28 protein-coding genes and 1 tRNA gene are annotated in these 24,033 nt (G+C 64.4%); 6 read left to right on the forward strand and 23 right to left on the reverse strand.

Translation table 11 applies throughout. The features are described 5' to 3' along the window. Positions 1–744: 744 nt before the first annotated feature. The 6 genes from B1C78_RS01435 to B1C78_RS01465 form a co-directional block, all read right to left on the reverse strand. Positions 745–818, reverse strand: a tRNA-Gln gene (locus B1C78_RS01435). Positions 819–866: 48 nt separating this feature from the next. Then, the gene (locus B1C78_RS01440) at positions 867–1,148 is read right to left on the reverse strand and encodes a four helix bundle protein (protein ID WP_245795265.1); all 282 of its coding nucleotides are present in this window, start codon (positions 1,146–1,148) and stop codon (positions 867–869) included. A 117-nt stretch (positions 1,149–1,265) separates the two neighbouring features. Continuing rightward, a complete protein-coding gene (gene rpsI, locus B1C78_RS01445) occupies positions 1,266–1,658 on the reverse strand; it encodes a 30S ribosomal protein S9 (RefSeq protein ID WP_077277366.1) in 393 nt (130 codons plus the stop codon). 49 nt (positions 1,659–1,707) lie between these two features. Further along, on the reverse strand, positions 1,708–2,136 hold the full coding sequence (gene rplM, locus B1C78_RS01450; protein WP_077277367.1) for a 50S ribosomal protein L13: 429 nt from the start codon (positions 2,134–2,136) through the stop codon (positions 1,708–1,710). A 654-nt stretch (positions 2,137–2,790) separates the two neighbouring features. Further along, a complete protein-coding gene (locus tag B1C78_RS01460; protein WP_077277368.1) occupies positions 2,791–3,096 on the reverse strand; it encodes a (2Fe-2S) ferredoxin domain-containing protein in 306 nt (101 codons plus the stop codon). Positions 3,097–3,139: 43 nt separating this feature from the next. Then, complete coding sequence (locus tag B1C78_RS01465) at positions 3,140–3,862, reverse strand: DUF481 domain-containing protein (protein ID WP_139349768.1); 723 nt, start codon at positions 3,860–3,862, stop codon at positions 3,140–3,142. Positions 3,863–3,955: 93 nt separating this feature from the next. Between B1C78_RS01465 and B1C78_RS01470 the strand changes: the two genes are divergently transcribed. Next, positions 3,956–5,293 carry a (Fe-S)-binding protein gene (locus B1C78_RS01470; protein ID WP_077277369.1) on the forward strand — a complete coding sequence of 446 codons (1,338 nt, stop codon included), beginning with the start codon at positions 3,956–3,958 and terminating at the stop codon, positions 5,291–5,293. 6 nt (positions 5,294–5,299) lie between these two features. Next, entirely contained in the window at positions 5,300–5,941 is a 642-nt protein-coding gene (coq7, locus tag B1C78_RS01475; protein WP_077277370.1) for a 2-polyprenyl-3-methyl-6-methoxy-1,4-benzoquinone monooxygenase, read from the forward strand. 197 nt (positions 5,942–6,138) lie between these two features. Here the strand turns inward: coq7 and speD are convergent, their stop codons facing one another. From speD to B1C78_RS01490, 3 genes are all read right to left on the reverse strand, one after another. Next, on the reverse strand, positions 6,139–6,954 hold the full coding sequence (gene speD / locus B1C78_RS01480) for an adenosylmethionine decarboxylase (RefSeq protein WP_077277371.1): 816 nt from the start codon (positions 6,952–6,954) through the stop codon (positions 6,139–6,141). 78 nt (positions 6,955–7,032) lie between these two features. Beyond that, positions 7,033–7,455 carry a VOC family protein gene (locus tag B1C78_RS01485; protein WP_077277372.1) on the reverse strand — a complete coding sequence of 141 codons (423 nt, stop codon included), beginning with the start codon at positions 7,453–7,455 and terminating at the stop codon, positions 7,033–7,035. Next, complete coding sequence (locus tag B1C78_RS01490; protein WP_077277373.1) at positions 7,452–7,886, reverse strand: OsmC family protein; 435 nt, start codon at positions 7,884–7,886, stop codon at positions 7,452–7,454. Before B1C78_RS01490 ends, B1C78_RS01485 begins: the two co-directional genes overlap by 4 nt. A 177-nt stretch (positions 7,887–8,063) precedes the next feature. Between B1C78_RS01490 and crp the strand changes: the two genes are divergently transcribed. After that, positions 8,064–8,702 (forward strand): cAMP-activated global transcriptional regulator CRP, encoded by a 639-nt coding sequence (gene crp, locus B1C78_RS01495; RefSeq protein WP_077277374.1) that lies wholly within the window; start codon positions 8,064–8,066, stop codon positions 8,700–8,702. A gap of 522 nt (positions 8,703–9,224) precedes the next feature. Here the strand turns inward: crp and trpC are convergent. The 8 genes from trpC to rpe all read right to left on the reverse strand — a co-directional run bounded on the left by trpC (position 9,225) and on the right by rpe (position 16,539). Then, complete coding sequence (trpC, locus tag B1C78_RS01500) at positions 9,225–10,013, reverse strand: indole-3-glycerol phosphate synthase TrpC (RefSeq protein ID WP_077277375.1); 789 nt, start codon at positions 10,011–10,013, stop codon at positions 9,225–9,227. 200 nt (positions 10,014–10,213) lie between these two features. Next, entirely contained in the window at positions 10,214–11,230 is a 1,017-nt protein-coding gene (trpD, locus tag B1C78_RS01505; RefSeq protein WP_077277439.1) for an anthranilate phosphoribosyltransferase, read from the reverse strand. Between the two features lie 29 nt (positions 11,231–11,259). Continuing rightward, positions 11,260–12,495: a multidrug effflux MFS transporter gene (locus B1C78_RS01510; RefSeq protein ID WP_077277376.1), complete on the reverse strand. Its 1,236-nt coding sequence runs from the start codon at positions 12,493–12,495 to the stop codon at positions 11,260–11,262. Then, positions 12,492–13,094, reverse strand: coding sequence for an anthranilate synthase component II (locus tag B1C78_RS01515; protein ID WP_175628198.1), 603 nt, complete (start codon positions 13,092–13,094; stop codon positions 12,492–12,494). Before B1C78_RS01515 ends, B1C78_RS01510 begins: the two co-directional genes overlap by 4 nt. 75 nt (positions 13,095–13,169) lie before the next feature. Next, positions 13,170–13,499 (reverse strand): GxxExxY protein, encoded by a 330-nt coding sequence (locus B1C78_RS01520; protein WP_342745150.1) that lies wholly within the window; start codon positions 13,497–13,499, stop codon positions 13,170–13,172. 96 nt (positions 13,500–13,595) lie between these two features. After that, on the reverse strand, positions 13,596–15,065 hold the full coding sequence (trpE, locus tag B1C78_RS01525; protein WP_077277377.1) for an anthranilate synthase component I: 1,470 nt from the start codon (positions 15,063–15,065) through the stop codon (positions 13,596–13,598). Between the two features lie 92 nt (positions 15,066–15,157). Continuing rightward, complete coding sequence (locus tag B1C78_RS01530; RefSeq protein ID WP_077277441.1) at positions 15,158–15,838, reverse strand: phosphoglycolate phosphatase; 681 nt, start codon at positions 15,836–15,838, stop codon at positions 15,158–15,160. Positions 15,839–15,849: 11 nt separating this feature from the next. After that, positions 15,850–16,539 carry a ribulose-phosphate 3-epimerase gene (rpe, locus tag B1C78_RS01535; RefSeq protein WP_077277378.1) on the reverse strand — a complete coding sequence of 230 codons (690 nt, stop codon included), beginning with the start codon at positions 16,537–16,539 and terminating at the stop codon, positions 15,850–15,852. Positions 16,540–16,791: 252 nt separating this feature from the next. Between rpe and B1C78_RS01540 the strand changes: the two genes are divergently transcribed. Further along, positions 16,792–17,253: a CopD family protein gene (locus tag B1C78_RS01540; RefSeq protein WP_077277379.1), complete on the forward strand. Its 462-nt coding sequence runs from the start codon at positions 16,792–16,794 to the stop codon at positions 17,251–17,253. Between the two features lie 222 nt (positions 17,254–17,475). On the opposite strand, the gene B1C78_RS01545 is transcribed toward B1C78_RS01540, so the two are convergent. From B1C78_RS01545 to purE, 5 genes are all read right to left on the reverse strand, one after another. Then, positions 17,476–17,787: a c-type cytochrome gene (locus B1C78_RS01545; protein ID WP_077277380.1), complete on the reverse strand. Its 312-nt coding sequence runs from the start codon at positions 17,785–17,787 to the stop codon at positions 17,476–17,478. A gap of 234 nt (positions 17,788–18,021) precedes the next feature. After that, positions 18,022–18,687, reverse strand: coding sequence for an energy-coupling factor ABC transporter permease (locus tag B1C78_RS01550; protein WP_077277381.1), 666 nt, complete (start codon positions 18,685–18,687; stop codon positions 18,022–18,024). A 361-nt stretch (positions 18,688–19,048) separates the two neighbouring features. After that, positions 19,049–19,633: a class I SAM-dependent methyltransferase gene (locus B1C78_RS01555; protein ID WP_077277382.1), complete on the reverse strand. Its 585-nt coding sequence runs from the start codon at positions 19,631–19,633 to the stop codon at positions 19,049–19,051. 85 nt (positions 19,634–19,718) lie between these two features. Further along, entirely contained in the window at positions 19,719–20,840 is a 1,122-nt protein-coding gene (locus B1C78_RS01560; RefSeq protein ID WP_077277383.1) for a 5-(carboxyamino)imidazole ribonucleotide synthase, read from the reverse strand. Next, a complete protein-coding gene (gene purE, locus B1C78_RS01565; protein ID WP_077277384.1) occupies positions 20,837–21,337 on the reverse strand; it encodes a 5-(carboxyamino)imidazole ribonucleotide mutase in 501 nt (166 codons plus the stop codon). Before purE ends, B1C78_RS01560 begins: the two co-directional genes overlap by 4 nt. Positions 21,338–21,711: 374 nt before the next feature. On the opposite strand from purE, the gene B1C78_RS01570 reads away from it, so the two are divergent. Beyond that, a complete protein-coding gene (locus B1C78_RS01570; protein ID WP_077277385.1) occupies positions 21,712–22,596 on the forward strand; it encodes a phosphoribosylaminoimidazolesuccinocarboxamide synthase in 885 nt (294 codons plus the stop codon). 110 nt (positions 22,597–22,706) lie between these two features. Then, the gene (gene bioD, locus B1C78_RS01575; RefSeq protein ID WP_077277386.1) at positions 22,707–23,384 is read left to right on the forward strand and encodes a dethiobiotin synthase; all 678 of its coding nucleotides are present in this window, start codon (positions 22,707–22,709) and stop codon (positions 23,382–23,384) included. 230 nt (positions 23,385–23,614) lie between these two features. Here bioD and B1C78_RS01580 read toward each other — a convergent pair whose 3' ends face one another. After that, positions 23,615–24,013, reverse strand: coding sequence for a CPCC family cysteine-rich protein (locus tag B1C78_RS01580; protein WP_077277387.1), 399 nt, complete (start codon positions 24,011–24,013; stop codon positions 23,615–23,617). Between the last annotated feature and the right edge of the window lie 20 nt (positions 24,014–24,033).

The following is a 24,033-nucleotide window of genomic DNA, read 5'->3' on the forward strand; positions in this document are numbered from 1 at the left end:
GGCCCTTCATAGTTTCTATCCGAGTTTTTCCTTTGCGGGCTTCGCGGCTTTGCGAGAGACATTTTTTGCAAAGGCCGACACGTTCACCAAGCGCCAGGCTTGCCCGGATGCGTATACGTGGGTTGACGTGCTTTCGGGGTCGAACCCGCGCTTCGGGGCTTCGTTGGACACCGTATGGATTTCTCTCGCGAAGACGCGAAGCCCGCCAAGAAGAGCTCTGAATATAGGGCGCCCCATGGGCGCCGCCGGGCGTATATCCACGGCGATGCGGCGGGCGCGGCCCGCCCTATCAGGATTTCCTTGGCGGGCCTGGCGTTCTTGGCGAGAGGAATCCATGCGGTGCCTGCCGAAGCCCGTGAGTGCGGACTCGACCGCAGCCTCTCCGGGAGCCGCGCAACCCCGCACCCCGATTTCCTTCGTGTTCTTCGTGGGCTTCGTGGTGAAACGGCCTTTTCTACCTGAGCCCGTTCGCCCGGAGGGCCGGGCTCCTACCATATCGAACTTGTGGCCACGTTCTCATGCCGTGCACTCAAGCCAAATAAAAAGGGGCCCGCTGTCGCGGGCCCCCTTTTTATTTGGCTGGGGGACCAGGATTGTTCGACCCATCCATGGGCCTCACCCTCCGGGCTCCCTTCGGTCGCGCCGATTCGCTCCCGGCGAATCGGTCGAACCCGGGGCCAGGTTCTCATGCCGTGCACTCAAGCCAAATAAAAAGGGGCCCGCTGTCGCGGGCCCCTTTTTATTTGGCTGGGGGACCAGGATTCGAACCTGGGTTGACGGAGTCAGAGTCCGTAGTCCTACCGCTAGACGATCCCCCACTAAAGGCAGGTACAAGGTACAAGATACAAGGGGAAAGGGGCAAACCTCTAATTTGGCTCCGAAAGCTTGCTGATCATGGCTTGGAGAATTCGGCTGATTTCCACCGACTCCCTGACCATATCCAAGGCAAACTCCCGGGGCAGCAATCCGACTTCCGACCCTATGTAAAGTTGGGTTCTGAGTTCGCCGCAAGATCCCTTGGCAATCTTGAGAAAACGCACGTAATCCGGACGGGAGTTGCGTTCGTAACCTTCCGCAATATTCGAAGGCACCGAAAGGGCAGATCGAGTAATCTGCTCCCTGAAGCCCCGATCGCGGCAATGCACCATCGCCCTCTACAGATCCACACAGAGCCGCGAACCGCGCTTCCATACCTCAAGCTTCTCGAAGGCCTCCATGCCTTCGCACCCCCCTTGTACCTTGTACTTTTTACCTTGTACCTGATCTTAACGCTTGCTGTACTGCGTCGCGCGGCGGGCCTTGCGCAGGCCGACCTTCTTGCGTTCCACGGCGCGGGCGTCGCGGGTCAGGAAGCCAGAGGCGCGCAGGGTGCCGCGCAGGGTTTCGTCGTATTCGACCAGCGCGCGGGCGATGCCCAGGCGGATGGCGCCGGCCTGGCCGTTGGCGCCGCCGCCCTCGGTGGTGGCGATGACGTCGAAACGGTCACCGGCCTCGGCCACGTCCAGCGGCTGGCGGACCACCATGCGGGAGGTCTCGCGGCCGAAGTACTCGTCGAGGGCCTTGCCGTTGACCTGGATCTGGCCCTTGCCGGGGCGCAGGAAGACGCGGGCGGAGGCGGTCTTGCGGCGTCCGGTTCCGTAGTTCTGAGTCGTTGCCATAGTGTTCTGCCGATTCTTGAGCTTGACGGGGCGCGAAGCGCCGGGGTTGTCAGATTTCCAGTACCTGGGGCTGTTGCGCGGCGTGGCGATGCTCGGCGCCGGCGTAGACCTTGAGCTTCTTGAACATGGCCCGGCCCAGGGGGTTCTTGGGGAGCATGCCCTTGACCGCGAACTCGATGGCGCGCTCGGGGGCGCGCTCCATGAGCTGGCTGAAGTTCATGGACTTCATGTGGCCGATGTAGCCGGTGTGCTTGTAGTACATCTTGTCCTGCGCCTTCTTCCCGGTGACGCGCACCTTGTCGGCGTTGATGACCACGATGTAATCGCCGGTGTCCACGTGGGGCGTGAACTCGGGCTTGTGCTTGCCGCGCAAACGACGGGCCACTTCCGTGGCCAGACGGCCCAGGGTCTTGCCCGAGGCGTCCACCACGTACCAGTCGCGTCGGACTTCCGCCGGCTTGGCGCTAAAGGTCTTCATGCAATACTCCAGAAGGGCACGTCCGATTCAGGAAAGAGCGGGATAATACAGTGGCAAGTGGCAAGTCTCAAGTGGCTTAGGAGCAGTGGCAAGTGGCAAGTCTCAAGTAGCNNNNCCCGCAAGCGGGGGAGGGAGCTTTACCCCCTCTCCCTCAGGGAGAGGGCCGGGGTGAGGGTGGTTTCCCTTGCCACTTGAGACTTGCCACTTGCTACTGCTCTTAATGCGGGCCAAAAAAAAGCGCGGCTCTAGGCCGCGCCAATAACCACCAAAGGAGGATGGAGGAGTCCACTGAATTCCGGGGGGCGGAACTCAGTATGTGAGTAGTTTCTAATATAAACGTATTAGTGTCAAGTGGAATTCTGTCACAAAACCGGATTTCCGTCCGGGACCGACGAGCGGTCGCAAATCGGGTACAGGCGGTCGCTTTGAGGGCCCGGACACGCCCCTCTGCCCTATCCGACGGCCCTTGCCCGGGAAAAGTTCAATGGGTGGGTCAGTGGTCAGTGGTCAGTGGTCAGCGGTCAGCGGTCAGCGGTCAGCGGTCAGCGGTCAGCGGTCAGCGGTCAGCGGTCAGCGGTCAAGGACCCCAAACAACGGACAACTGACAACTGACAACTGACAACTGACAACTGACAACTAACAACTGACCAGCCTTCAGATTCTAAGGCGTTCAACCACGCGCCCGTTGACGAGGTGTTCCTGGACGATCTCCTCCACGTCCTCCTCGTCCACGTAGGTGTACCAGACGGCATCGGGGTAGACGACGGCCACGGGGCCCTCGTTGCAGCGGTCCAGGCAGCCGGCGATGTTGACCCGCACGCCGCCCGGGCCGGCGATGCCAAGTTCCTTGGAGCGTTGCTTGGCATAATCGCGCATCCGGCTGGCGCCGTAGTTTTCGCAGCAGTTGCCGTCCTCCCGGCAGTTGGTGCAGAAGAAGAGGTGGCGCTGGTAATAGGACATGGAGATTCCCCGGGGTGGACGCCGCGGGGCTCCGCCCCCGCGATCACCAGAAATTGTAAACCAGGCTGACCGCGGTGATGGTATCGGTCTTTTCCCTGTCCTCGGGCACGTCGGTGTTGTGCTTGGCGGTCAGCGACAGGCGCATGGCCAGCCTGTCGTTGATGGCCGCGGTGAGCGAGGTGACCGATTCGACCTCCGTGTTGTCCTGGCCTGCCTGGACCAGAAGGTCCTGCCCGAAGCGGGCGGTTTCGCTCAGGCGGCGCTCGAAGAACATGGCCCCGCGCAGGATGGTGTCGTCGTCACGCTCGCCGTCGCGCACCTTGCTCTGGCGCACACCGACACCGGCCTCCAGCTCGAGACGGGTGCGCTCGGTGTCAATCACGCGCCGGCCGTAGCCCACCGCGGCGGAGGCCTGATACTCATAGCCTGAGAACCGGTCGTTTTCGTAGCGCAGGGCGCCGAACAGGTACTCCCGGGGGCGGAATTTCCAGTCGCTCTTGAAGTTGCCAAGATAGCGCTCGGCGGTGGTGGCGCCCTCTTCGGCGCGCTTCAGGGCCTCCAGCTGCAGGGTGTGACGCCAGAGTTCCTCCTCGTAACGGACGCGGGTCTTGGCATTGATGGTCTCGGCATCGGTGTTGCCCCGGGTCACCACGGCGCCAAGTTCGCCGAATCCGCTCCAGCCCTCGTCGCCCCAGTCGCCTGCCTGGGCCGCGCCCGCCAACAGCAGCAGGATGACACACAGCGGACTGATAGAATGTGCCTTCACTCGCTCGTTCAGCAGCACATGCACCTCCCGTTTGACGTGAACATTCGGGCTTTACCCTAACAAACCGTCCGTACACCACTCCGGAAACACTTCATGAATTCAGGGTTAAAGGACACGGATCGATGCGTGATGTGCGGCCTGTGCCTGCCCCACTGCCCCACCTATGCGCTGTCGCGCAACGAGGGGGATTCGCCGCGCGGACGCATCAGCCTGATGCAGGCCCTGGCCAGTGGACGCCTGGAGGCCGATGCGCGCATCAGTGCGCATCTGGATGGCTGCCTGGGTTGCCGGGCCTGCGAGGCCATGTGCCCGTCCGGTGTGCCATTCGGGCGGCTGATGGACGAGGCGCGCGCGTTGCTCCACGAGCAGCGCGGCGAAGGGCCGGCCCTGCCCGCCCTGGTCCGCCCCCTGCTGCGCGCCGACGGGGCGGGACGGGCGGCCGCCTCGATGCTGCGCGTTTACCAGCGCACGGGGATTCACGCACTGGTGACACGCCTTCCCGGGTTGTCCGCCGGCCGCCTGGGCCGTGCCCTGGACATGCTGCCCCGCCGGACAGTGGCCGCCCCGTCCCCGGGTCTGTACCGACCCTCGGGCGATCCCCGGGGGCGCGTATACCTGTTTACGGGATGCACGGGTGCTGCCTTTGAAGGTAACGCGCTGACGGCGGCCCGCGATCTGCTGGTGCATCTCGGTTATGAGGTGGAAGTGGCCGCGGGACAGGGTTGCTGCGGCGCCCTGGATCTGCATTCCGGCCACACCGCCGAGGCCCGTGAAGTGGCTGAACGCAATCTTCGCGGCTTCGGGGATTCGGGTGTGCCCGTGATTGCGCTGAACAGCGGCTGCCGGACACAGCTTCGGGAATACCCGGTGCTCGTGGGCGAGCAGGCAATTGCCTTCTCCGGGCGCGTGAAGGACCTGTGCGGGTTTCTGCTGGAGCAAGGCAGTGAGTTGTTCGATCTGTCCCGCGGGGGCCCGGACCCCGGGGCGGCTCGCGGAGGCGATCCGGTTCGCCCGGAGGGCCGGGCTCCTACGGGGGATACGACCGTGCGCATCGCGGTGCATCTGCCCTGCACGCTGCGCAATGTGCTGCGTGAGCAGGGTGCGATGCTTGAACTGCTGCGCCGGGTGCCGGGCACCGAGGTGGTGGAGCTGGACGGCAACGACCGCTGCTGCGGCGCCGCGGGCAGCCACATGATCACCCACCCGGCAGCCGCCGACGCCTTGCTCACGCCCAAAGTGGAGGCCGTCCGGCGACTGGCCCCGGCGGCAATCGTCACCGCCAACATCGGCTGCAGCCTGCATTTTCAGGCGGGGCTTCGCAAAGCGGGGTTGGACGTGCCTGTCCTGACGCCCGCTGAATGGATCTTGTCAGTGGTCAGTGGACAGTGGTCCGTTGAAAAATGCGACAATCCACTGACAACTGACAACTGACAAACAATGCGCTCCCTGACCCTCACCGACCGCCTGCTGAGCGGTGTCGACAATGCCCTGCGTACGCTGTTCACCACGCCCGCGGGGACGGGCAGGCCGGTGCCGGGCGCAGGGCTGCCCGAGGCGGAACTCACCGACGCGGAACGCGCCCATGCGGGGCGCCTCATGCGCGTCAATCACGCGGGCGAGGTATCGGCGCAGGGGCTGTACCAGGGGCAGGCGATCACGGCGCGCAGCGAGAAAGTTCGGCGCACCATGGAGCACTCGGCCGAGGAGGAGAACGATCACCTGCGCTGGTGCGAACTGCGCATGAACGCGCTGGGTGCCCACAAGAGCTGCCTCAACCCGCTGTGGTATGCGGGCTCGTTCACCCTGGGCGCCCTGGCCGGCATCGCGGGGGACCGCTGGAGCCTCGGTTTCGTGGCCGAAACCGAGCGCCAGGTGGTGCGCCACCTGGACGAACACCTGGGCAGCCTGCCGCCCGCGGACGAACGCTCCCGGGCCGTGGTGGCTCAGATGAAGCACGACGAGGCACACCACGGCGCCATCGCCACGGAGCTCGGCGGCTCGCCGCTACCCCTGCTGGTGAGAAAGGTGCTGATGCCCGCGATGTCGAAGGTGATGACCCGCACCGCGTATTGGGTGTAGGTCGGGCTTCAGCCCGACGCGAAGGTCGACTTTGGCCCCGGCCGTCGGGCTGAAGCCCGACCTACAGGAAGGCGCCAGATACAAGAGACAAGATACAAGAGGCAAGAAAGGGCCACGGTGCCCAGGTTCGGCAGCGGGGCGACCCCCAGCCCCCTCTTGCCTCTTGCCTCTTGCCTCTTGCATCTTGCATCTTGCCTCTAGATCTTCCCTATATTTTTCCCGTAGAAGATCTCCCCCATCTCCCGCTGCAGCAGGCGCTCGATGCGCTTGAGCTCCTTGGCCGAGTAGTCCTCCTTGCCCAGGCCGAACAGGTAGTTGTCGATGTCGAACTCCTTGATCAGCATCTTGGTGTGGAAGAGGTATTCCTGGTAGACGTTGACATCCACCATCTGGTAGCGGTCCTTGGTGTCCCGGGACAGGAAGTTCTGGATCGAGTTGATCTTGTGGTCGATGAAATGCTTCTTGCCGCGAATATCGCGGGTGAAGCCGCGCACCCGGTAGTCCATGATCACGATGTCGGACTCCAGGCTGTGAATGAGGAAGTTCAGGGCGCGCAACGGGGAAATGCGCCCGCAGGTTGAGACGTCGATGTCGGCGCGAAAGGTGCTGATGCCGCCGTCCGGATGGCTCTCCGGATAGGTGTGCACCGTGATGTGGCTCTTGTCCAGGTGCGCCAGCACGGTCTCCGGCAACGGGCCGGGGCCGGGGGGCTCCGTGTAGCCGATCTTCTCCGTGGCGATGGGCTCCTCGGAAATCAGCATGGTGACGCTGGCACCCTGGGGCTCGTAATCCTGGCGGGAGATGTCCAGCACGTTGGCACCGATGATGTTGGCCACCTCGGTGAGGATCTGAGTCAGGCGCTCGGCGTTGTAGGCCTCGTCGATGTACTCGATATACTCCCCGCGATGCTGCTCGCTGGGGGCATAGCAGATATCGTAGATGTTGAAGCTCAGGCTCTTGGTGAGGTTGTTGAACCCATGGAGCTTGATGCGCTTGTTGTGCGGTCCTACCAATGATCCGTCCCCGCAAAAGGTCGCATTGTAGAGGCAGCGCCCTGCGAGTCAATCAAAACGGCCGCGGTGCACGGGCCTTCAGCCGGCCTCGTCGCCCGTGCGACAGGCCCCTGCGATTGGCGGATGCCAGATCATCTGGACCCGGTTGCCCTCCGGATCCCGGCAGTAGAAGCTGCGTGCGCCGTCCCGATGGGTGCGCGGTGCGGTGTCCATGGGCACACCATGGGCCTTGAGGAACGCGTACCAGGGATCCACATCCGCCTCCCGGCGCAGGATGAACCCCAGGTGGTCCAGACGCGAATCCCCTTCCGCCACGGGACCGACATGCAGGGCCAGATTGTCGCAACCGGAGGTGAGATAGAGGTTCTCGGAATCCGGCCGCCATTCGACGCGCATGCCCAGGAGATCCACGTAGAAATGCTCGCAGGCCGAGAGGTCCTTCACGAACAGGGCAAGATGGCGCATCCCGGCGGTGGCCGGGGGACGTTCGGGCAGACTCATGCGTCCTGCGCGGGGCAGGCCTCGCGCACCTCGAAGTCGTGGGTGATCTGCGCCGTGGCGCCCAGCATCACCGACGCCGAGCAGTACTTCTCCGCCGAGAGCTTCACGGCCCGCTCCACGTGCCGCTCCTGCACGTTGCGGCCCGTGACGATGTAGTGCACGTGGATGCGCGTGAACACCTTGGGCTCCGTGTCGGCCCGCTCCGCCTCGATATCCACCTGGCAGTCGGTGATCTCCTGGCGGGCCTTGTTGAGGATCATCACCACGTCGAAGGCGGTGCATCCGCCCATGCCCAGCAGCAGCATCTCCATGGGCCGGGGGGCGAGATCCCGGCCGCCGAATTCCGGGGACCCATCCATGACCACGGAGTGGCCGCTGCCCGTCTCGCCCACGAAACTCATGTGGTCAAGCCATTTGATACGCACGTTCATGACAGGGGTAACGGCTCCGTGCTATGTTCCACTGGTCGGAGTGGGCCATTGGCCCGACGGCCGGCGGGTTTTCGAATAAAAAACGTTTATACTAAAGGGGTTGCGCGAGATTTTATCCCCCGGGCAGGCCGCGCCAACCCGGTAACGGAGTGACCGGGCCACCCCATCGAGGCCTACATGAGCATCCTGCAAAGGCAAAAACCCGTGCAAGATCCAGCGCTGGAGAAGCTGCTGAGCCACTGCCACAGAAGGCAGTACCCGGCTCGATCGACCATCGTGCATGCCGGAGACCGCCCTGACACGCTTTACTATATCATTCAGGGTTCGGTGAGTGTCACCATCGAGGACGACGAGGGCCACGAGATGGTGCTGGCCTACCTGAACCCGGGCCAGTTCTTCGGTGAAATGGGCATATTCTCTGCGCAGGCGCGCAGCGCCGGGATCACCACCCGGACGCCCACCGAAACCGCCGAGATACACTACCCCAAGTTCCTGGAACTGGCCATGCAGGATCCGCAGATCCTGTTCCTGCTGGCCTCGCAGCTGGCCATTCGCCTGCGCGACACCAGCCGCAAGGTCATCGACCTGGCCTTCCTTGACGTCACCGGCCGCATCGCGCGCACGCTGGTGGAACTCTCCCAGCAGCCCGATGCCCTCACCCACCCCGACGGCATGCAGATCCGCATCACCCGCCAGGAGCTGGCCAAGATCGTCGGCTGCTCCCGGGAGATGGCCGGACGCGTGCTCAAGGACCTGGAAGAACGCGGCCTCATCACCGCCCACGGCAAGACCATCGTGGTCTTCGGGGTTCGGTAAACAGAAAAGAGCTTAACCACGAAGGACACAAAGCACACGAAGGGTTTCTGACCTGATGGCTTCGTGGCTTTCGTGTGCGTTGTGGTTGAGCACCCCGCTGCCGGGCTCACCGGACGCCGGCTGAGTCTCTCTCGCAAAGCCCGCCAAGGAGCCAGGTAGGTTGGGGTGAGGGACGAACCCCAACAAGCGATGCCTGGTCCTGGCCAACACCGTTGGGGTTCGCGTTGCTCACCCCAACCTACGCACTCCTTCACCCCGAAGACACAGAATTGAATGGACAGGATGAACAGGATTTCCAGGGATGGACAGGATTAGAACGATTTTCAGACAGCTTTCAATCCTGTAAATCCCGAGAAATCCTGTTCATCCTGTCAAACATCTCTTGTTTCTCAGCGCCTGTGACCGCAAGTCTCGCTACTGACGCAGAGAGCGCGGAGGCGCAGAGGACGCAGAGATTCTTTAACTTAGGACCTCTGCGTCCTCTGCGCCTCCGCGTCCTCCGCGTTCACATCACAAGCACAATCAATCAAACAACTCCGCAAGCCGCGCGCCCGGATCAGGGGCCTTCATGAAGGCCTCGCCGACGAGGAAGGCATGCACGCCGGCGGCGCGCATGCGCGCTACGTCTTCCCGGGTGTGAATGCCGCTCTCGGTGACCACCAGCCGATTGCCGGGGATTATCTCGAGCAGATCAAGCGTTGTCTCCAGGCGTGTCTCGAAAGTGCGCAGGTTGCGGTTGTTGATACCGATGAGCGCGGCGTCCAGCTTCAGGGCGCGGTCAAGTTCGGCCCGGTCGTGGACCTCGATGAGGGCGTTCATGCCCAGTTCGTGGGTGAGCATGAGCAGATCCCTCAGACGGACATCATCCAGCGCCGCCACGATCAGCAGCACGCAATCCGCGCCCATGACCCGGGCCTCGTAGACCTGGTAGGGATCGATGGTGAAGTCCTTGCGCAACACCGGCAACGCGCACGCGGCGCGGGCGTCCTCCAGGTGGGCCTCGCTGCCCTGGAAGAAATCATGGTCGGTGAGCACCGAGAGGCACGCGGCGCCGGCCGCCTCGTAGCTTCGGGCGATGGCGGCGGGATCGAAATCCTCGCGCAGCACACCCCGGCTGGGACTCGCCTTCTTGATCTCCGCGATCACCGCCGCACGGCCCGCATCGACGCGGGCCTCGAGCGCCGCGAGAAACGGCCGCACGGCGGGTGCGGCATCGATGAATCCGCGCAGGTCCTCCAGCGAGGTGCGCATCATGCGTTCGGCGATCTCTTCGCGTTTGCGATCGAGGATTTTCGTCAGGATGTCGGTCATGGTGAGCTCGGCAGTTTAGAATCCAACGCAGAGACGCAAAGACGCAAAGGAACGCAAAAAAGAAGAATCTCTATGTAAAGGGCCGGAAACTTCCCAAGGACACGGCCAGCCGCGGTGCAATGGGAAGGCGCTGTGCCCCCAATTAAAAATTCTTTGCGCTTTTTTGCGCCTTCGCGTCTTTGCGTTGAAGGCTTTTTTCATCAGCAGGACTTCGAAAACGCCACCAACTGTTCAAGCTTGGCGGCAGCGGCGCCGGAGTCGATGGTCTTACGGGCCTTGACCAGGCCGTCGGCGAAGGTGTCGGCGAGGCCGGCCACGTAGAGGGCGGCACCGGCGTTGAGGAGCACGATGTCCCGGGCGGGTCCGGGACGCCCGTCCAGTACGCCCCTGATCATGGCCAGGCTCTCGGCGGCATCGTTGACCCTCAAGACCGACAGGTCTGCCCGCTCGAGGCCGAAATCCTCCGGGGAGACCAGGTAGACCTTCACCTCGCCGCTCCTGAGTTCCGCCACGCGGGTGGGCGCGCCGATGCTGATCTCGTCGAGGCCGTCTTCGGCATGCACCACCATGACGTGCCGGCTGCCCAGGCGCCCGAGGACCGTGGCCAGGGGTTCCAGCCAGCGGTTGCTGAACACGCCGAGCAACTGGTTGGGGGCGCCGGCCGGGTTGGTGAGCGGACCCAGCACGTTGAACAGCGTGCGCACCCCCATCTCCCGGCGCGGGCCGATGGCGTGCTTCATGGCGCCGTGGTGGCGCGGGGCGAACAGGAAGCCGACACCCACCTCGTCGATGCAGCGTCCCACCTGCTCGGGCGTGAGGTCCAGGTTCACGCCCGCGGCCTCCAGCACGTCTGCGCTGCCCGATTTGCTGGAGACGGAGCGGTTGCCGTGCTTGGCCACCCTGCCCCCGGCTGCGGCCACCACCAGGGCGCTGGCCGTGGAGATATTGAAACTCCCGGAGGCGTCGCCGCCCGTTCCGCAGGTGTCGACCAGGTGTTCTTCGTTCACCGATACCCGCGTGGCCAGGTCGCGCATGACCCGGGCTGCGGCCGTCACCTCCTCCACCGTCTCGCCCTTCATGGCCAGTCCCACGAGGAAACCGCCGATCTGGGCGGGTGTGGCCTCGCCGTTCATGATCAGGCCCATGACGGCGGTCATTTCCTCCTCGGAGAGGTCGCGGCGCTGCGTGACGGCGCGGATGGCTTGCTGCATGTCCATGGTCAGGGGTTCCCGTGATTCGCTGCGGATCATGCGGGATTCTCCGGACCGGTGCTACGGGGGTCAATAGAAAGGGTAACCCTGTAGCGCCACCACCACAGTCCCCAGAGCGCCAGGGCACTCAGCCAGAGCACGGCCATGCCCGCGGCAAGTCCGGCCAGATGCCGCGCCAGCGGGGCCACCATGAGCGCCGCCACGAGGCTGTTGCCCACCAGTTGCAGGAAGGTCTGCACGGCCGAGGCCATGCCGCGCTGGTACGGGTAGCAGTCGAGGGCGAGCACCGTCAGGTTGGGCATGAGCAGCGCCAGGCCCAGCGAGTACAGGGGCAAGGGTCCCAGGGCCGGGACGGGGTGTACAGGCAGCCAGTGTGCCTGGGCCAGGTTGACCAGCACTGCAAGACCCATCAGGGAGAGCCCCGCCATGACCATGCGCGCCGGCGGCACGCGGTCGGCCAGGCGTCCCGAGAGCCAGCCGCCGAGCACGATGCCGAAGATCAGCGGCAGGAACAGACGCCAGAAATCGGTGGCCCCGTATCCCAGCAGCCGGTAGATGATCTCGGGCGACGCGGCGATGTAGAGGAACATGCCTCCGAAGGCGCACGCGAACGCCAGGGTCAGACCCATAAAGCGCGGGTTGCGGATCGCGCCCCAGTAGCTGCCCAGCACGAAGCGCGGCGCGATGCTGACCCGTGCAATGGGCGGCAGCGTCTCCGGCATGCGCTTGAGGGTGAGCACCCAGACGGCGAGACCCAGGAACGAGAGAAACACGAACACGGACCGCCAGCCCGCCAGGTCCTGAAGCAGCCCGCCGATGATGGGGGCCACGGCCGGGGCGGCGCCGAACATCATCATCATCATACCGATGACCCGCTGCGCCTCGTTGCCCGCATACAGATCACGAACCAGCGCCCGGGCGATCACCGTGCCCGCACCCGCCGACATGCCCTGGGCCACACGCATGGCGAGAAACACCTCCATGTTGGGCGCCAGTGCGCAGCCGATGGAGGCGAGCACGTAGCCTATAAGCGCCACCAGCACCACCGGCCTGCGGCCGAAGGCGTCGGAGAGCGGGCCGTAGACCAGGGTCATGGCGGCAAACCCCAGCAGGTAGAGGCTGAGCGTCTGCTGCATGGCGGCCGGCCCCGCCCCGAACTCGGCGGCGATGTCGGGGAACGACGGCAGGTAGGTGTCCAGCGTGAACGGCGCCAGCATGGCCAGCGCGGTCATAAGCAGCGCGATGCGCCAGCGCGAATGCGCCGGGGTCACTGTGCTTCGGGCGCGGCCCGCTCCATGGCCAGGAAGTTGCGCAGCAGGTCATGGCCGTGCCGCGTGAGGATGGATTCCGGATGGAACTGCACGCCCTCGACGGGCAGGGACTTGTGGCGCACCCCCATGATCTCGTCCATCCGCCCGTCGGGTGTCTCGGTCCAGGCGGTGATCTCGAGACAATCAGGGAGGCTGTCCTTCTCCACCACCAGCGAATGGTAGCGGGTGGCCTCGAAGGGGTTGGGCAGACCGCGGAACACGCCCTGCCCCGTATGGTGGATCAGGGAGGTCTTGCCGTGCATGATCTCGCGGGCATGCACCACCCGCCCGCCGAAGGCCTGCCCGATGGCCTGGTGCCCCAGACAGACACCCAGCAGCGGGACCGTGCCGGCGAAATGCGAGATGGCCGCGAGCGACACCCCGGCCTCGTTGGGCGTGCACGGCCCCGGCGAGATCATGATGCGCTCGGGCGCCAACGCCTCGATGTCCGCCACCGACACCGCATCATTGCGCCGCACCTCCACCTCAGCCCCCAGCTCACCCAGGTACTGGACCAGGTTGTAGGTGAAGGAATCATAGTTGTCGATCATCAGGATCATGGCATGATTCTCGTCAGAAACCAGGATACTCGTACGAACGCAGAGGACGCAGAGACGCGGAGGACGCAGAGAAATTCATAACCCGTTGACTACCCGCACGATGCCGTCCTTCAGCGTCACACTGTTGAAGTTGACCAACAGCCCCAGCTTGCGATTCGACAACCTCAAATAAGTCAGGAGTTGGGCCTTGTGCAGAGACGATAGTCGCTCCACTGACTTCAGTTCGACCAGCAAACGGCCTTCCACGAGGAAATCGATCCGGTAGGCGCAATCCACCACCTCCTCCCGATACCGTACGGCCAAGGGTGCTTCTGTCTCGAATCTGATGCCTCGAAAAATGAACTCGCGTGCCAGACAATAATGGTAAGCCGGGGCCAAGAGTCCGATGCACCTCGATGGCCGCACCGATAACCTCGGTCGCAATCTCGTTCTCCAGTTTTCGCATTCCTTTGCGCCCTCTGCGTCTCTGCGTCCTCTGCGTTGATTAACCAAGCATAATCGTCATCTGAGCCCCGCCTCCACCATGGCCACCGCGCGGAAGATGGCGCGGCCCTTGTTCATGGTTTCGGCCCATTCGTTGTCGGGGATGGAGTCGTGGACGATGCCGGCGCCGGCCTGGATGTGGAGCTGGCCGTCCTTGATCACGGCGGTGCGGATGGCGATGGCGGTGTCCATGTTGCCGGCCCAGGAGAGATACCCCACGGCGCCGGCGTAGATGCCGCGCTTGACCGGCTCCAGTTCGTCGATGATCTCCATGGCGCGGATCTTGGGCGCGCCGCTCACGGTGCCCGCGGGGAAGGTGGCGCGCAGCACGTCCATGGCGCTCATGCCGGCCTTCAGGCGCCCGGTGACGTTGGAGACGATGTGCATCACGTGGGAGTAGCGCTCCACCACCATCTGTTCGGTGAGCTGCACGCTGCCCGTCTCGCTCACCCGCCCGGCGTCGTTGCGGCCGAGGTCGATGAGCATCAGGTGCTCGGCACGCTCCTTGGGATCGGCCAGCAGTTCGGCCTCCAGGGCATGGTCCTCGGCCTCGGTGGCGCCGCGCGGGCGGGTCCCCGCGATGGGCCGCACGGTGACGATGTCGTCTTCGAGACGCACCAGGATCTCCGGGGAGGAGCCCACCACCTGGTGGTCGTCGAGATCCAGGAAGAACATGTAGGGCGAGGGATTGAGGCTCCTGAGCGCCCGGTAGAGATTGACCGGCGGCGCGGCGAAGGGGATGGACAGGCGCTGGGAGAGCACCACCTGCATCACGTCGCCCTCGACGATGTAGTCCTTGCAGCGCGCCACGGCGGCCTTGAAGCCGTCCTCGGTGAAGCCGGAGACGAAATCCGACTCGTGCACCTTGCGGGCATCGCCCGTGGCCGCGGGTGCGGCCACCGGTGCGGCAAGGCGCCCGCGCAGTTCCTCCAGTCGCGCCTGCGCGGCGGCCAGACCGGTTTCGGGCCGCGCGTGCACCACGAGATACAGCCGCCCCGCCAGGTTGTCGTAGACCACCACCTCGTCGGAGACCATGAGCAGGATATCCGGCACGCCCAGCGGGTCGGGCTTTTCCGTGCCGGCCAGCCGCGGTTCGATGTAGCGGATGGTGTCATAGCCGAAATAGCCCACCAGGCCGCCGGTGAAGCGCGGCAGGCCCTCGATGTCGGGCACCCGCTGGCGGGCCTGGAAGTCCTCCACCCAGGCCAGCGGATCCGCGACCTCGGTGTCCTCCACCACAGCACCGCCTTCCTCCACGGTCACGCGCCTGCCGCGCACCTTGACCACGGTGCGCGCCGGCAACCCGACGAAGGAGTAGCGGCCCCACTTCTCCCCGCCCTGCACGGACTCGAACAGGTAGGAGTACGGCGCGGCCGCCAGCTTGAGATAGACGCTGAGCGGGGTATCCAGGTCCGCCAGCACTTCGCGGACCAGGGGGATGCGGTTGTATCCCTGGCGAATCAGTTCATCGAATTGTTCGGGGCTCACGGTGCACTCCCGGGTTGGCACGTTGAAACAGGCTGAAAGCGGTTACGCTCAGCCGCGCCATCGTGCACCGTGCCTGGGGAAGCCCATGTGTCTCATGCCGCCTCTTCCAGCAGCCCCTGGAGTTGATCGAGCCGGTCGATGACCGCATCCGGCCCGTAGTTGCGGATGTCCTCGCCGTGGTTGTAACCGTAGCTCACGCACACGATGGGGAAGCCCGCCGCGCGCGCAGCCTTCACGTCGCTGCGGGAGTCGCCCACCATGAGCGACTCGGCGGGCGTGACGCCCATGCGCTCGGCGGCCAGGAGCAGCGGGGCGGGGTCCGGTTTCTTCACCGGCAGGGCGTCGCCGCTGATCACGAACTCGAATTCATCCAGAATGCCCTTGTCCTGCAGCAGCGGGATGGTGAACTGCTCGGCCTTGTTGGTAACGCAGGCCAGTCGGAACCCAGCGCGTTTGAGGTACGCGAGGCCCTCCCGCACACCCGGATAGAGCCGGCTGCGTCCGGAGGTGTTCTCCCGGTACAGGCGCATGAACACCGGCAGGGCGCGCTCGAATTCCGCCGGGTCCGCCTCGCCGTCCACGCCGTTGATGAGCGCGCGCTGCACCAGGCGCTCCACGCCGTTGCCCACCCACTGGCGCACCGCCGCCTCGCCGCGCTCGGGCAGGCCCAGCTCGCGCATCATGGCATCCACGCAGTACGCCAGGTCCGGCACGCTGTCCACCAGCGTGCCGTCCAGGTCGATCAGGACCATACGGGGGCGGGCGAAACTCACGGGCATGCGTCTCAGGCCGCGGCCAGCTCGTCGCGCATCTTGCGGATGATGCTGTCGTAGCGGTTGGGATCGTCCTGGTTCGCGGCCCCGAAGATGGCGGAACCGGCCACGAAGGTGTCGGCGCCCGCCGCCTTGATCTCGCGGATGTTGTCGGCCTTAACGCCGCCGTCGATCTCCAGGCGGATCTCCCGACCGGACTCGTCGATGCGCTTGCGCGCCTCGCGCAGCTTGTCCAGGGTGGCGGGGATGAACGCCTGGCCGCCGAAACCCGGGTTCACGGACATGAGCAGGATCATGTCCACCTTGTCCATGACGTAGTCCAGGTAGGACAGCGGCGTGGCCGGATTGAATACCAGGCCTGCCTTGCAGCCTTCGCCCTTGATCAGCTGCAGGGTGCGGTCGATGTGTTCGGACGCCTCGGGGTGAAAGGTGATGTAGCTGGCACCGGCCTTGGCAAAATCCGGGATGATGCGGTCCACGGGCCTGACCATCAGGTGCACGTCGATGGGCGCGGTCACGCCGTGCTTGCGCAGGGCCTCGCACACCAGCGGGCCGATGGTCAGGTTGGGCACGTAATGGTTGTCCATCACGTCGAAGTGCACGATGTCGGCGCCGGCGGCCAGGACATTGTCCACTTCCTCACCCAGGCGGGCGAAATCGGCGGACAGGATGGACGGTGCGATGAGATCGGGTTGTGCCATGGTTTCACTGCCTCTGTGCATGCCGGTTGGCCCGGCAGGTGACTATCCGTTTGCCGCGGGCCGGGTCAAAAGGGCGCGCGGAACTGCGCAATTTACCTGATCCGGCCGGATAAATTAAGCCTGAGGGCTGTCAGTGGCCCGTGGTCCGTTGGCCGTCGTCTTTTCGGCAACTGACCACGGACGACGGACAACGGACGACCTTTCAATGAGTTATGATGCGCCTCCCAACCGTAAAGATCAGGAGGATCCGGCATGTCCATCGCCATCACACTGCATGTGCTGTCCGCCGTCATCTGGGTGGGCGGCATGTTCTTCGCCTACATGGCCCTGCGGCCGGCGGCCGCCGCCCTGCTGGAGCCGCCCCTTCGCACCACGCTCTGGCGCGACACCTTCAACCGGTTCTTCCCCTGGGTGTGGATTGCGGTGGTGCTGCTCCTGGTGACCGGCTACTGGATGATCTTCGCCAAGTTCGGCGGGATGGGCACATCACCCCTCTACGTGCACGTGATGAACGGCCTGGGTCTGGTGATGATGGCCATTTATCTGCACGTCTTCTTCGCCCCCTTCCGGCGCATGAAGCAGGCCATCGCCGAGGAGAACTGGCCCGAGGCGGGCCGTAGGCTGGGACAGATCCGCATGCTGGTGGGCGTCAACCTGATCATCGGGCTGGTGGTGATTGCGGTGGCTTCGGGTGGGGCTTATGTGGTGATTTAAAACCTTTTAGCCACAGAGGGCACAGAGGTCACAGAGTCAAGGACCCATCATCTGACTCTTGTGGCATGCACCCGGCATCATGACAGGACCGCCGTCCCTTCATGGGAGGTGCAGTAATAATTCATTGGCCTTCTCTGTGACCTCTGTGGCCTCTGTGGCAAATCAAAACCCACAAAAAAGCCGCCCGAAGGCGGCTTTTTCTCCAGACTGGAACCGAAACCCTCAGAGGGTCTCGATGTAGGCGGCCAGGTTGGCGATGTCCTCGTCGGACAGCGTGGCGGCCTGGGGCGCCATCAGAGGCGTGTTGGGGCCGACGGTCTCACCGGCACGATACTTCTTCAGCAACTCGGTCGTCTTCTCGGCGGGAGTCCCGGCCAGCTTGGGGAAGATCGCCTGACCCTGACCCTGGGCACCATGACAGCTGATGCACGCATTGTACTTGGTCTTGCCGGCCGCCACGTCACCCGCCTGGGCGGCGCCGGCCACAATCATGGCGGCCCCGAGAGCCAGACCTGTCAGCACAGACTTCATCATCTTTACACTCCTCCGTCTCGTTTTGGAATCACACCCGGGATTCATGCCCCGAAAATGCACGGATTATCCGGTAAGCTTGTGTGCAAGTAAACATCAGGCAAGCTGAACGCGGGCTGAATGCGAATGACGGTCGTCAATAAGTCCGACCATACCCGCACTCAAATTCATGTTATTGGCGGCCTGCACCGGGCAGGCGCGAACAACCCCCTAAAATCCATACGGCCGACAAGTGATTTAACGACCGCGGATATAGCGTTCATCGGACCAGGTGCACAGCCACTCGGGTTTCAGCATGACCATGGCCGTGACCATGATGCCGTTGAGAATCGCCTCCGGAAGGACCAGCAAGGGCAGGTAGGCCAGGTACTCCGCGGTGATCTTGCCGGCCGGGTAGATCTCCAGTGCATAGACCAGCCCGCCCACCGCCAGCATGCTGGCCAGAATGGCCAGCGCCGCGCCCGCGAATGCACACAGGTAGAGATAGATGAACGGATGGGGCGGGAGCGTCCGCTCCACCAGGCGCAGCACGCCGTGACTGACGAATACCGGCAGGACGCCGGAAAGCAGCGCCGCCAGCGGCAGCGAGGCCCAGTCCTGGGCCGTGAACAGGGTCACCGGAAGCAGCGCGAAGGCCACGGCCAGAAGGGCGAACTGCCAGCCGAACATGAGCGTCACCGTGGTCACCGCCAGGTAGTGCAGGGACAAGCCGGGCGAGACCCCGGCATTGAGGCTCCAGAGCACAGCCAGCCCCGTGACGCTTATGGCGAACAGCGACAGCCGCCCCGGCTGATACAGCTGCCACCAGGGCGCGGTGCGAAGCGCGCGCCACATGATCGCCGCATAGCCTCCCGCCGCGATCAGCAGCGGCGCCGGTGTGAACAGTTCGGCGGTGAGCAGCATGGCGGGTTCCGTACGTCAGTCGACCAGTACCTTGGACGCGCGGTTCGGGGGCTTCGTTCCGCGTTCTTGATTTTGAACCACGAAGCGCACGAAGGGCACGAAGAAATTCAAAGGCATTTCTCTCGCAAAGAGCGCCAAGTTACGCCAAGAACGTCAAAGAATCGGTAGGTTGGGGTGAGGTACGAACCCCAACATGCGGTGCGCGATCCCGGCCGATGTTGTTGGGGTTCGTACCTCACCCCAACCTACCTGATTTAAGGTTTTCTTAGCGTTCTTGGCGCTCTTTGCGAGAGAAACATGTTTTGCCTTTATCTTCGTGCCCTTCGTGTGCTTCGTGGTTGAACGGGGTTCTCCGGACCTACTACCGCACAGCCAAAGCCACCGTATATTCCCGGCCCTGCTTGAGCTTGTCGTAGTTGCCGAAGACTTCCTTGAAGCCGCGCTCGATGAAACGGCGCAGGCCGGTGATGGTGACCACGTACAGGCGTCCGCCCGGGTGCATGTGCTCGAAGGCGTCGTAGAGGTAGAGGTACAGCAGTTCCTTGCCCACCTTGGCGGGGAGGTTGGAGGCGATCACGTTGAAGCGGCGGCCTTCCAGGGCGCTGAAGCCGTTGCTCAGGAAGGCCTCGGCGTTGGCGATGCCGTTGACCCGGGCGTTCCTCGCGCTGTAGTCCACGGCCACGAAGTCCTTGTCCACCAGGCAGGTGCGCCCTTTCGGGGCCCTACGCGCCAGGGTCAGCCCGATAGGCCCGTAGCCGCAACCCAGGTCCAGGCAGTCGTCTGTCTCCTCCACATGGGCATGATCCAGCAGCAGCCGGGTGCCCCCGTCGACCCCTCGCGGGGAGAACAGACCCCAGGTACTGTGGAACGTAAGCGTGTGCCCGCACAGGGTATCGCTGAATACGATGTCCTCGCGCAGACTGGCGATGTAGTCGGGGGAAGGCATAATTCAAAATTCAAGATTCAACATTCAAGGGCGGAAGGATCATACCACCCCTTGAATCTTGAATATTGAATCTTGAATTCGCCCTTCAAAGCGCATCGAAGATCGCCTCCGCCTCGGCGATCGCGCGTTCCAGGTCATCGCCCAGCACGCAGAAGTGCCCCATTTTGCGGCCGGGGCGGGCCTCGGCCTTGCCGTAGAGGTGGAGCTTGGCGGAGGGGTTGCGCAGCAGGGCGGTCCAGTCCGGTTCGCCGTTGCTCCAAAGGTCGCCCAGCAGATTGACCATCACCACGGGGGACAGCAGCCGGGTATCACCGAACGGCAGGCCGCAGACGGCGCGCACCTGCTGCTCGAACTGGGACGTCACGCAGGCATCCAGGGTGTAATGGCCGCTGTTGTGGGTGCGGGGCGCGATCTCGTTGACCAGCAGTTCCCCCGTGGCGGAAATGAAAAACTCCACCGCCATGATGCCCACATAGTCCAGCCCGACGGCGATATCGAGGGCCGCCTTCGTGGCCGCGGCAGACAGTGCCTTGTCGATACGGGCGGGCACGATGCTCATGTGCAGGATGCCCCCCCGGTGGATGTTCTCGGCCACCGGGAAACTGCAGGCGGCACCGTCCTCGCTGCGGGCCAGCACCACGGAGATCTCTCCCGCCAGGTCCACGCGATGCTCCAGCACGCAGCGCACCTCGCCCAGATCGTGGAAGGCACGTTCCGCCGCCTGCGCGGACTCCACCGCAACCTGCCCCTTGCCGTCGTAGCCCAGGGCGGCACGCTTGAGGATCGCCGGCGCACCGATGCGCGCGAACGCCCCGGCCATCTCATCGATGTTGTGCACCTCCTCGAACGGTGCCGTGGCAAGGCCCAGGGAACGGATGAAGACCTTCTCCCGGCCCCGGTCCTGGGTATGGGCCAGGGCGGAGGATGCGGGGCGCACGGGGATGCTGCGCGCCAGCGTCTCGAGGGTCTCGGCGGGAATGTTCTCGAACTCGGTGGTCGCCACGGCACAGCGCCGGGCCATCTGCTCAAGGGCCCAGGCATCGCCGTAGGCCGCATGCAGATGTTCGTTGGCCATGCGTCCCGCCGGGCTCCCGGTGTCCGGATCCAGCACCATCACGCGATAGCCCAGCGTTCGGGCGGCCACCGTGAACATCCGCCCGAGCTGCCCGCCCCCGAGCATCCCGAGTGTTTGACCGGGAAGGATCACGACTCCGGCGGCAGTTGCATGGCGAGCACCTGCTCGGAGAGCTCGCGACGATACTCGGCCAGCCGTGCCGCCAGATCCGCATCCCGGGCCGCCAGGATGGCCACCGCGAACAGGCCGGCGTTGGCGGCACCCGCCTCGCCGATTGCGAACGTGGCCACGGGGATTCCCTTGGGCATCTGCACGATGGACAGCAGGGAGTCCTGCCCCTGCAGATGCCGCGACGGCACAGGCACGCCCAGCACCGGCAACGTGGTCTTGGAGGCCAGCATCCCTGGCAGGTGGGCCGCGCCGCCCGCACCCGCGATGATGCACGCGAGCCCCCTTTCCCGGGCGGTTTCCGCGTACTCGAACAGCAGATCCGGGGTGCGATGGGCAGACACCACCCGCGCCTCGTGGGGCACGCCAAAGGCCTTCAGCTGGTCAATCGCATGGGCCATGACGGGCCAGTCGCTCTGGCTGCCCATGACGACACCGACAAGGGGGGACTCGTTTGGCATGACAATCGGCGCGGTTAGTGAAGGATCGGTAAGGATAACCCATTGAATTGAGGAGTGGGAAATGAAGTAGGAAGGGTGAATTGGGAAGTGCGAATAAGACCACCCTCACCCCAGCCCTCAAATTCCGGGCGTCCTGCCCTCCACCCTTCGGGCCAGCCCGTCGGCTGTTCAAATCCGCTCCCGGCGGATTTGTCCTGAGGGAGAGGGAGAACCCCCGATCCCAAGCCTTGCAATCCCCTCCCCCGCTTGCGGGGGAGGGCCGGGGTGGGGCCTTCCCACTTCCAAATTCACCCTTCTCACTTCAATCCCCCACTTCCCACTTCCGCCCGGGTTGTTCACAATTCACGCACATTCGCACCATCGATGCCCCAACCATGACCCAGCCCCTGTACGAGAGCCACCTGACCAGCCTGCCCCTGATCCATCGCGGCAAGGTCCGCGATCTCTATGCCGTCGGCGAGGACCATCTGCTCATCGTCACCACCGACCGGGTGTCGGCCTTTGACGTCATCCTGCCGACCCCGATACCGGGCAAGGGGGAGGTGCTCACGCGCATCTCCGAGTTCTGGTTCCGGAAGCTGAGCGACATCGTACCCAACCAGCTCGCGGACATGACCCTGGTCGAAGCCGTGCCAGACGCCGCCGAGCGGGCGCCGCTGGAGGGCCGCAGCCTGGTGGTCAGGCGCCTGAAGGCATTGCCCATCGAGGCGGTGGTGCGGGGCTACCTGATCGGTTCCGGCTGGAAGGACTACCAGGCCACCGGCAAGGTCTGTGGGATCACCCTGCCCGCGGGCCTGCAGATGGCGGACCGTCTGCCGGAGCCCGTGTACACGCCCGCCACCAAGGCGGCGGTGGGCGAGCACGACGAGAACGTGGACTTCGACTACACGGCGGAACTCGTGGGCCCGGAACTGGCGGCACAGGTGCGTGAAACGGCCCTCGCCCTGTACAACCGGGCGGCCGCCCATGCGCTGGAGCGGGGCATCATCATCGCCGACACCAAGTTCGAGTTCGGCCTCGATACCGAGGGCACACTGCACCTGATCGACGAGGCGCTCACACCCGATTCGTCGCGCTTCTGGCCCGCCGACACCTACCGCCCCGGCATCAGCCCGCCCTCCTTCGACAAACAGTTCGTGCGCGACTACCTGGAAACCCTGGACTGGAACAAGCAGGCCCCGGGCCCGGAACTGCCCTCCGAGATCGTGCAGAAAACCGCCGACAAATACCGCGAGGCCCTGGAGCGGCTGACGGCATAGGGGCGATTCAAGATTCAAGATTCAAGATTCAAGGGAGATGCATCGTAGAATGGTGAACCGGGCGAGACACCGAAGCGCTTGTCTCTTGAATCTTGAATATTGAATCTTGAATGGCCCTTAATGGTTTCTTCATCACCGGTACGGACACCGGCGTCGGCAAGACGGTGGTGGCCTGTGCGCTGATTCGGGCGCTGCGTGCGGCGGGGCGCCATGTCGATCCCAGGAAGCCGGTGGAGTCGGGCTGCGAACCGCAGGGTGATGCGCTGTACCCGGCCGACGGGGCCGCCCTGCGAGACGCGGCCGGCGACCCCCTGCCTGATCTGTCGGTGGTGACCCCCTACCGGCTCCGTCATGCCCTCTCCCCTGAACGGGCCGCCCGGCTCGAAAGGCGCGCCCTCAATATCTCGGCACTGCGGGAAGCCTGTCTCTCGGCGCACGCCCCCGGGGCGACCCTGGTGGTGGAAGGCGCCGGGGGATTCTACTCACCGCTGGCGCGCGACGGCCTCAACGCCGATCTGGCCCAGGCCCTGGGTCTGCCGGTGATTCTCGTGGCCCCGGACCGGCTCGGCGTCATCAACCACGTGCTGCTCACCGCCGAGGCGATCCGCAACCGCGGTCTGGACCTGGCGCTGGTGGTGCTGAGCGCCCACGACACGCACGGCCCCGAAGGCATGGACAACGCCTCAGACCTCGTGGCCTATCTCGATTGCCCGATGCTCGCATTCCCGCGCGTCGCGGCAAGCGGCGACGGGTGGCATCATTTCGAGGATTTCGTCGCTCAGTGGTAACCACCGAAAACCTTTGAACCACGAAGGAATTCAAAGGCGTGTCTCTCGCAAAGCCGCGAAGCACGCCAAGGAATTCGAAGAATGCGTGGGTTGGGGTGAACAACGCGGACCCCAACATCGTGGGGCGGGATCAACCATCGTATGTTGGGGTTCGTCCCTGTCCTCAACCGACTTGATATCCGGTTTTCTTGGCGGGCTTCGCGGCTTTGCGAGAGACACGCCTTTGAACTTTAGCCGGAGACCCGCCGCCAGTAGTGGTCGCTCCAGTAGTAGAGGACGGTGGTGTCGCGAGTGGGGTAGCTGTCGGCGTAGTTGATGCCGCGGGCAGGTTCTTCCACGTTGTCACGGTCCGGGTCCACGGGCCGCCAGGCGCTGTCGCGATGCTCGCCCAGGGGGCGCCGCCCCATGCCGGCGTGGCGGCGCTCCGCGGCGCCGAACTCCGCAAAGTTGTGCTGCGCCTGCTCCAGCGACACGCTGTTGGGACCTCCCGGCATCAGCGGGAAGCGCAACTGCACCAGGTTGTCCTCCCAGCAGCAGATCGGACAGCGATGATGACTCCCGGGCTGCATGTCGAAGACGAGATACCCGCATACAGGGCAGGGAAACTTGGCTTCGCCGAACGGAATCATTTTGTCAGTTGTCAGTTGTC

The organism is Thioalkalivibrio denitrificans (assembly GCF_002000365.1).
Classification (GTDB): Bacteria; Pseudomonadota; Gammaproteobacteria; order Ectothiorhodospirales; family Ectothiorhodospiraceae; genus Thioalkalivibrio_A; species Thioalkalivibrio_A denitrificans.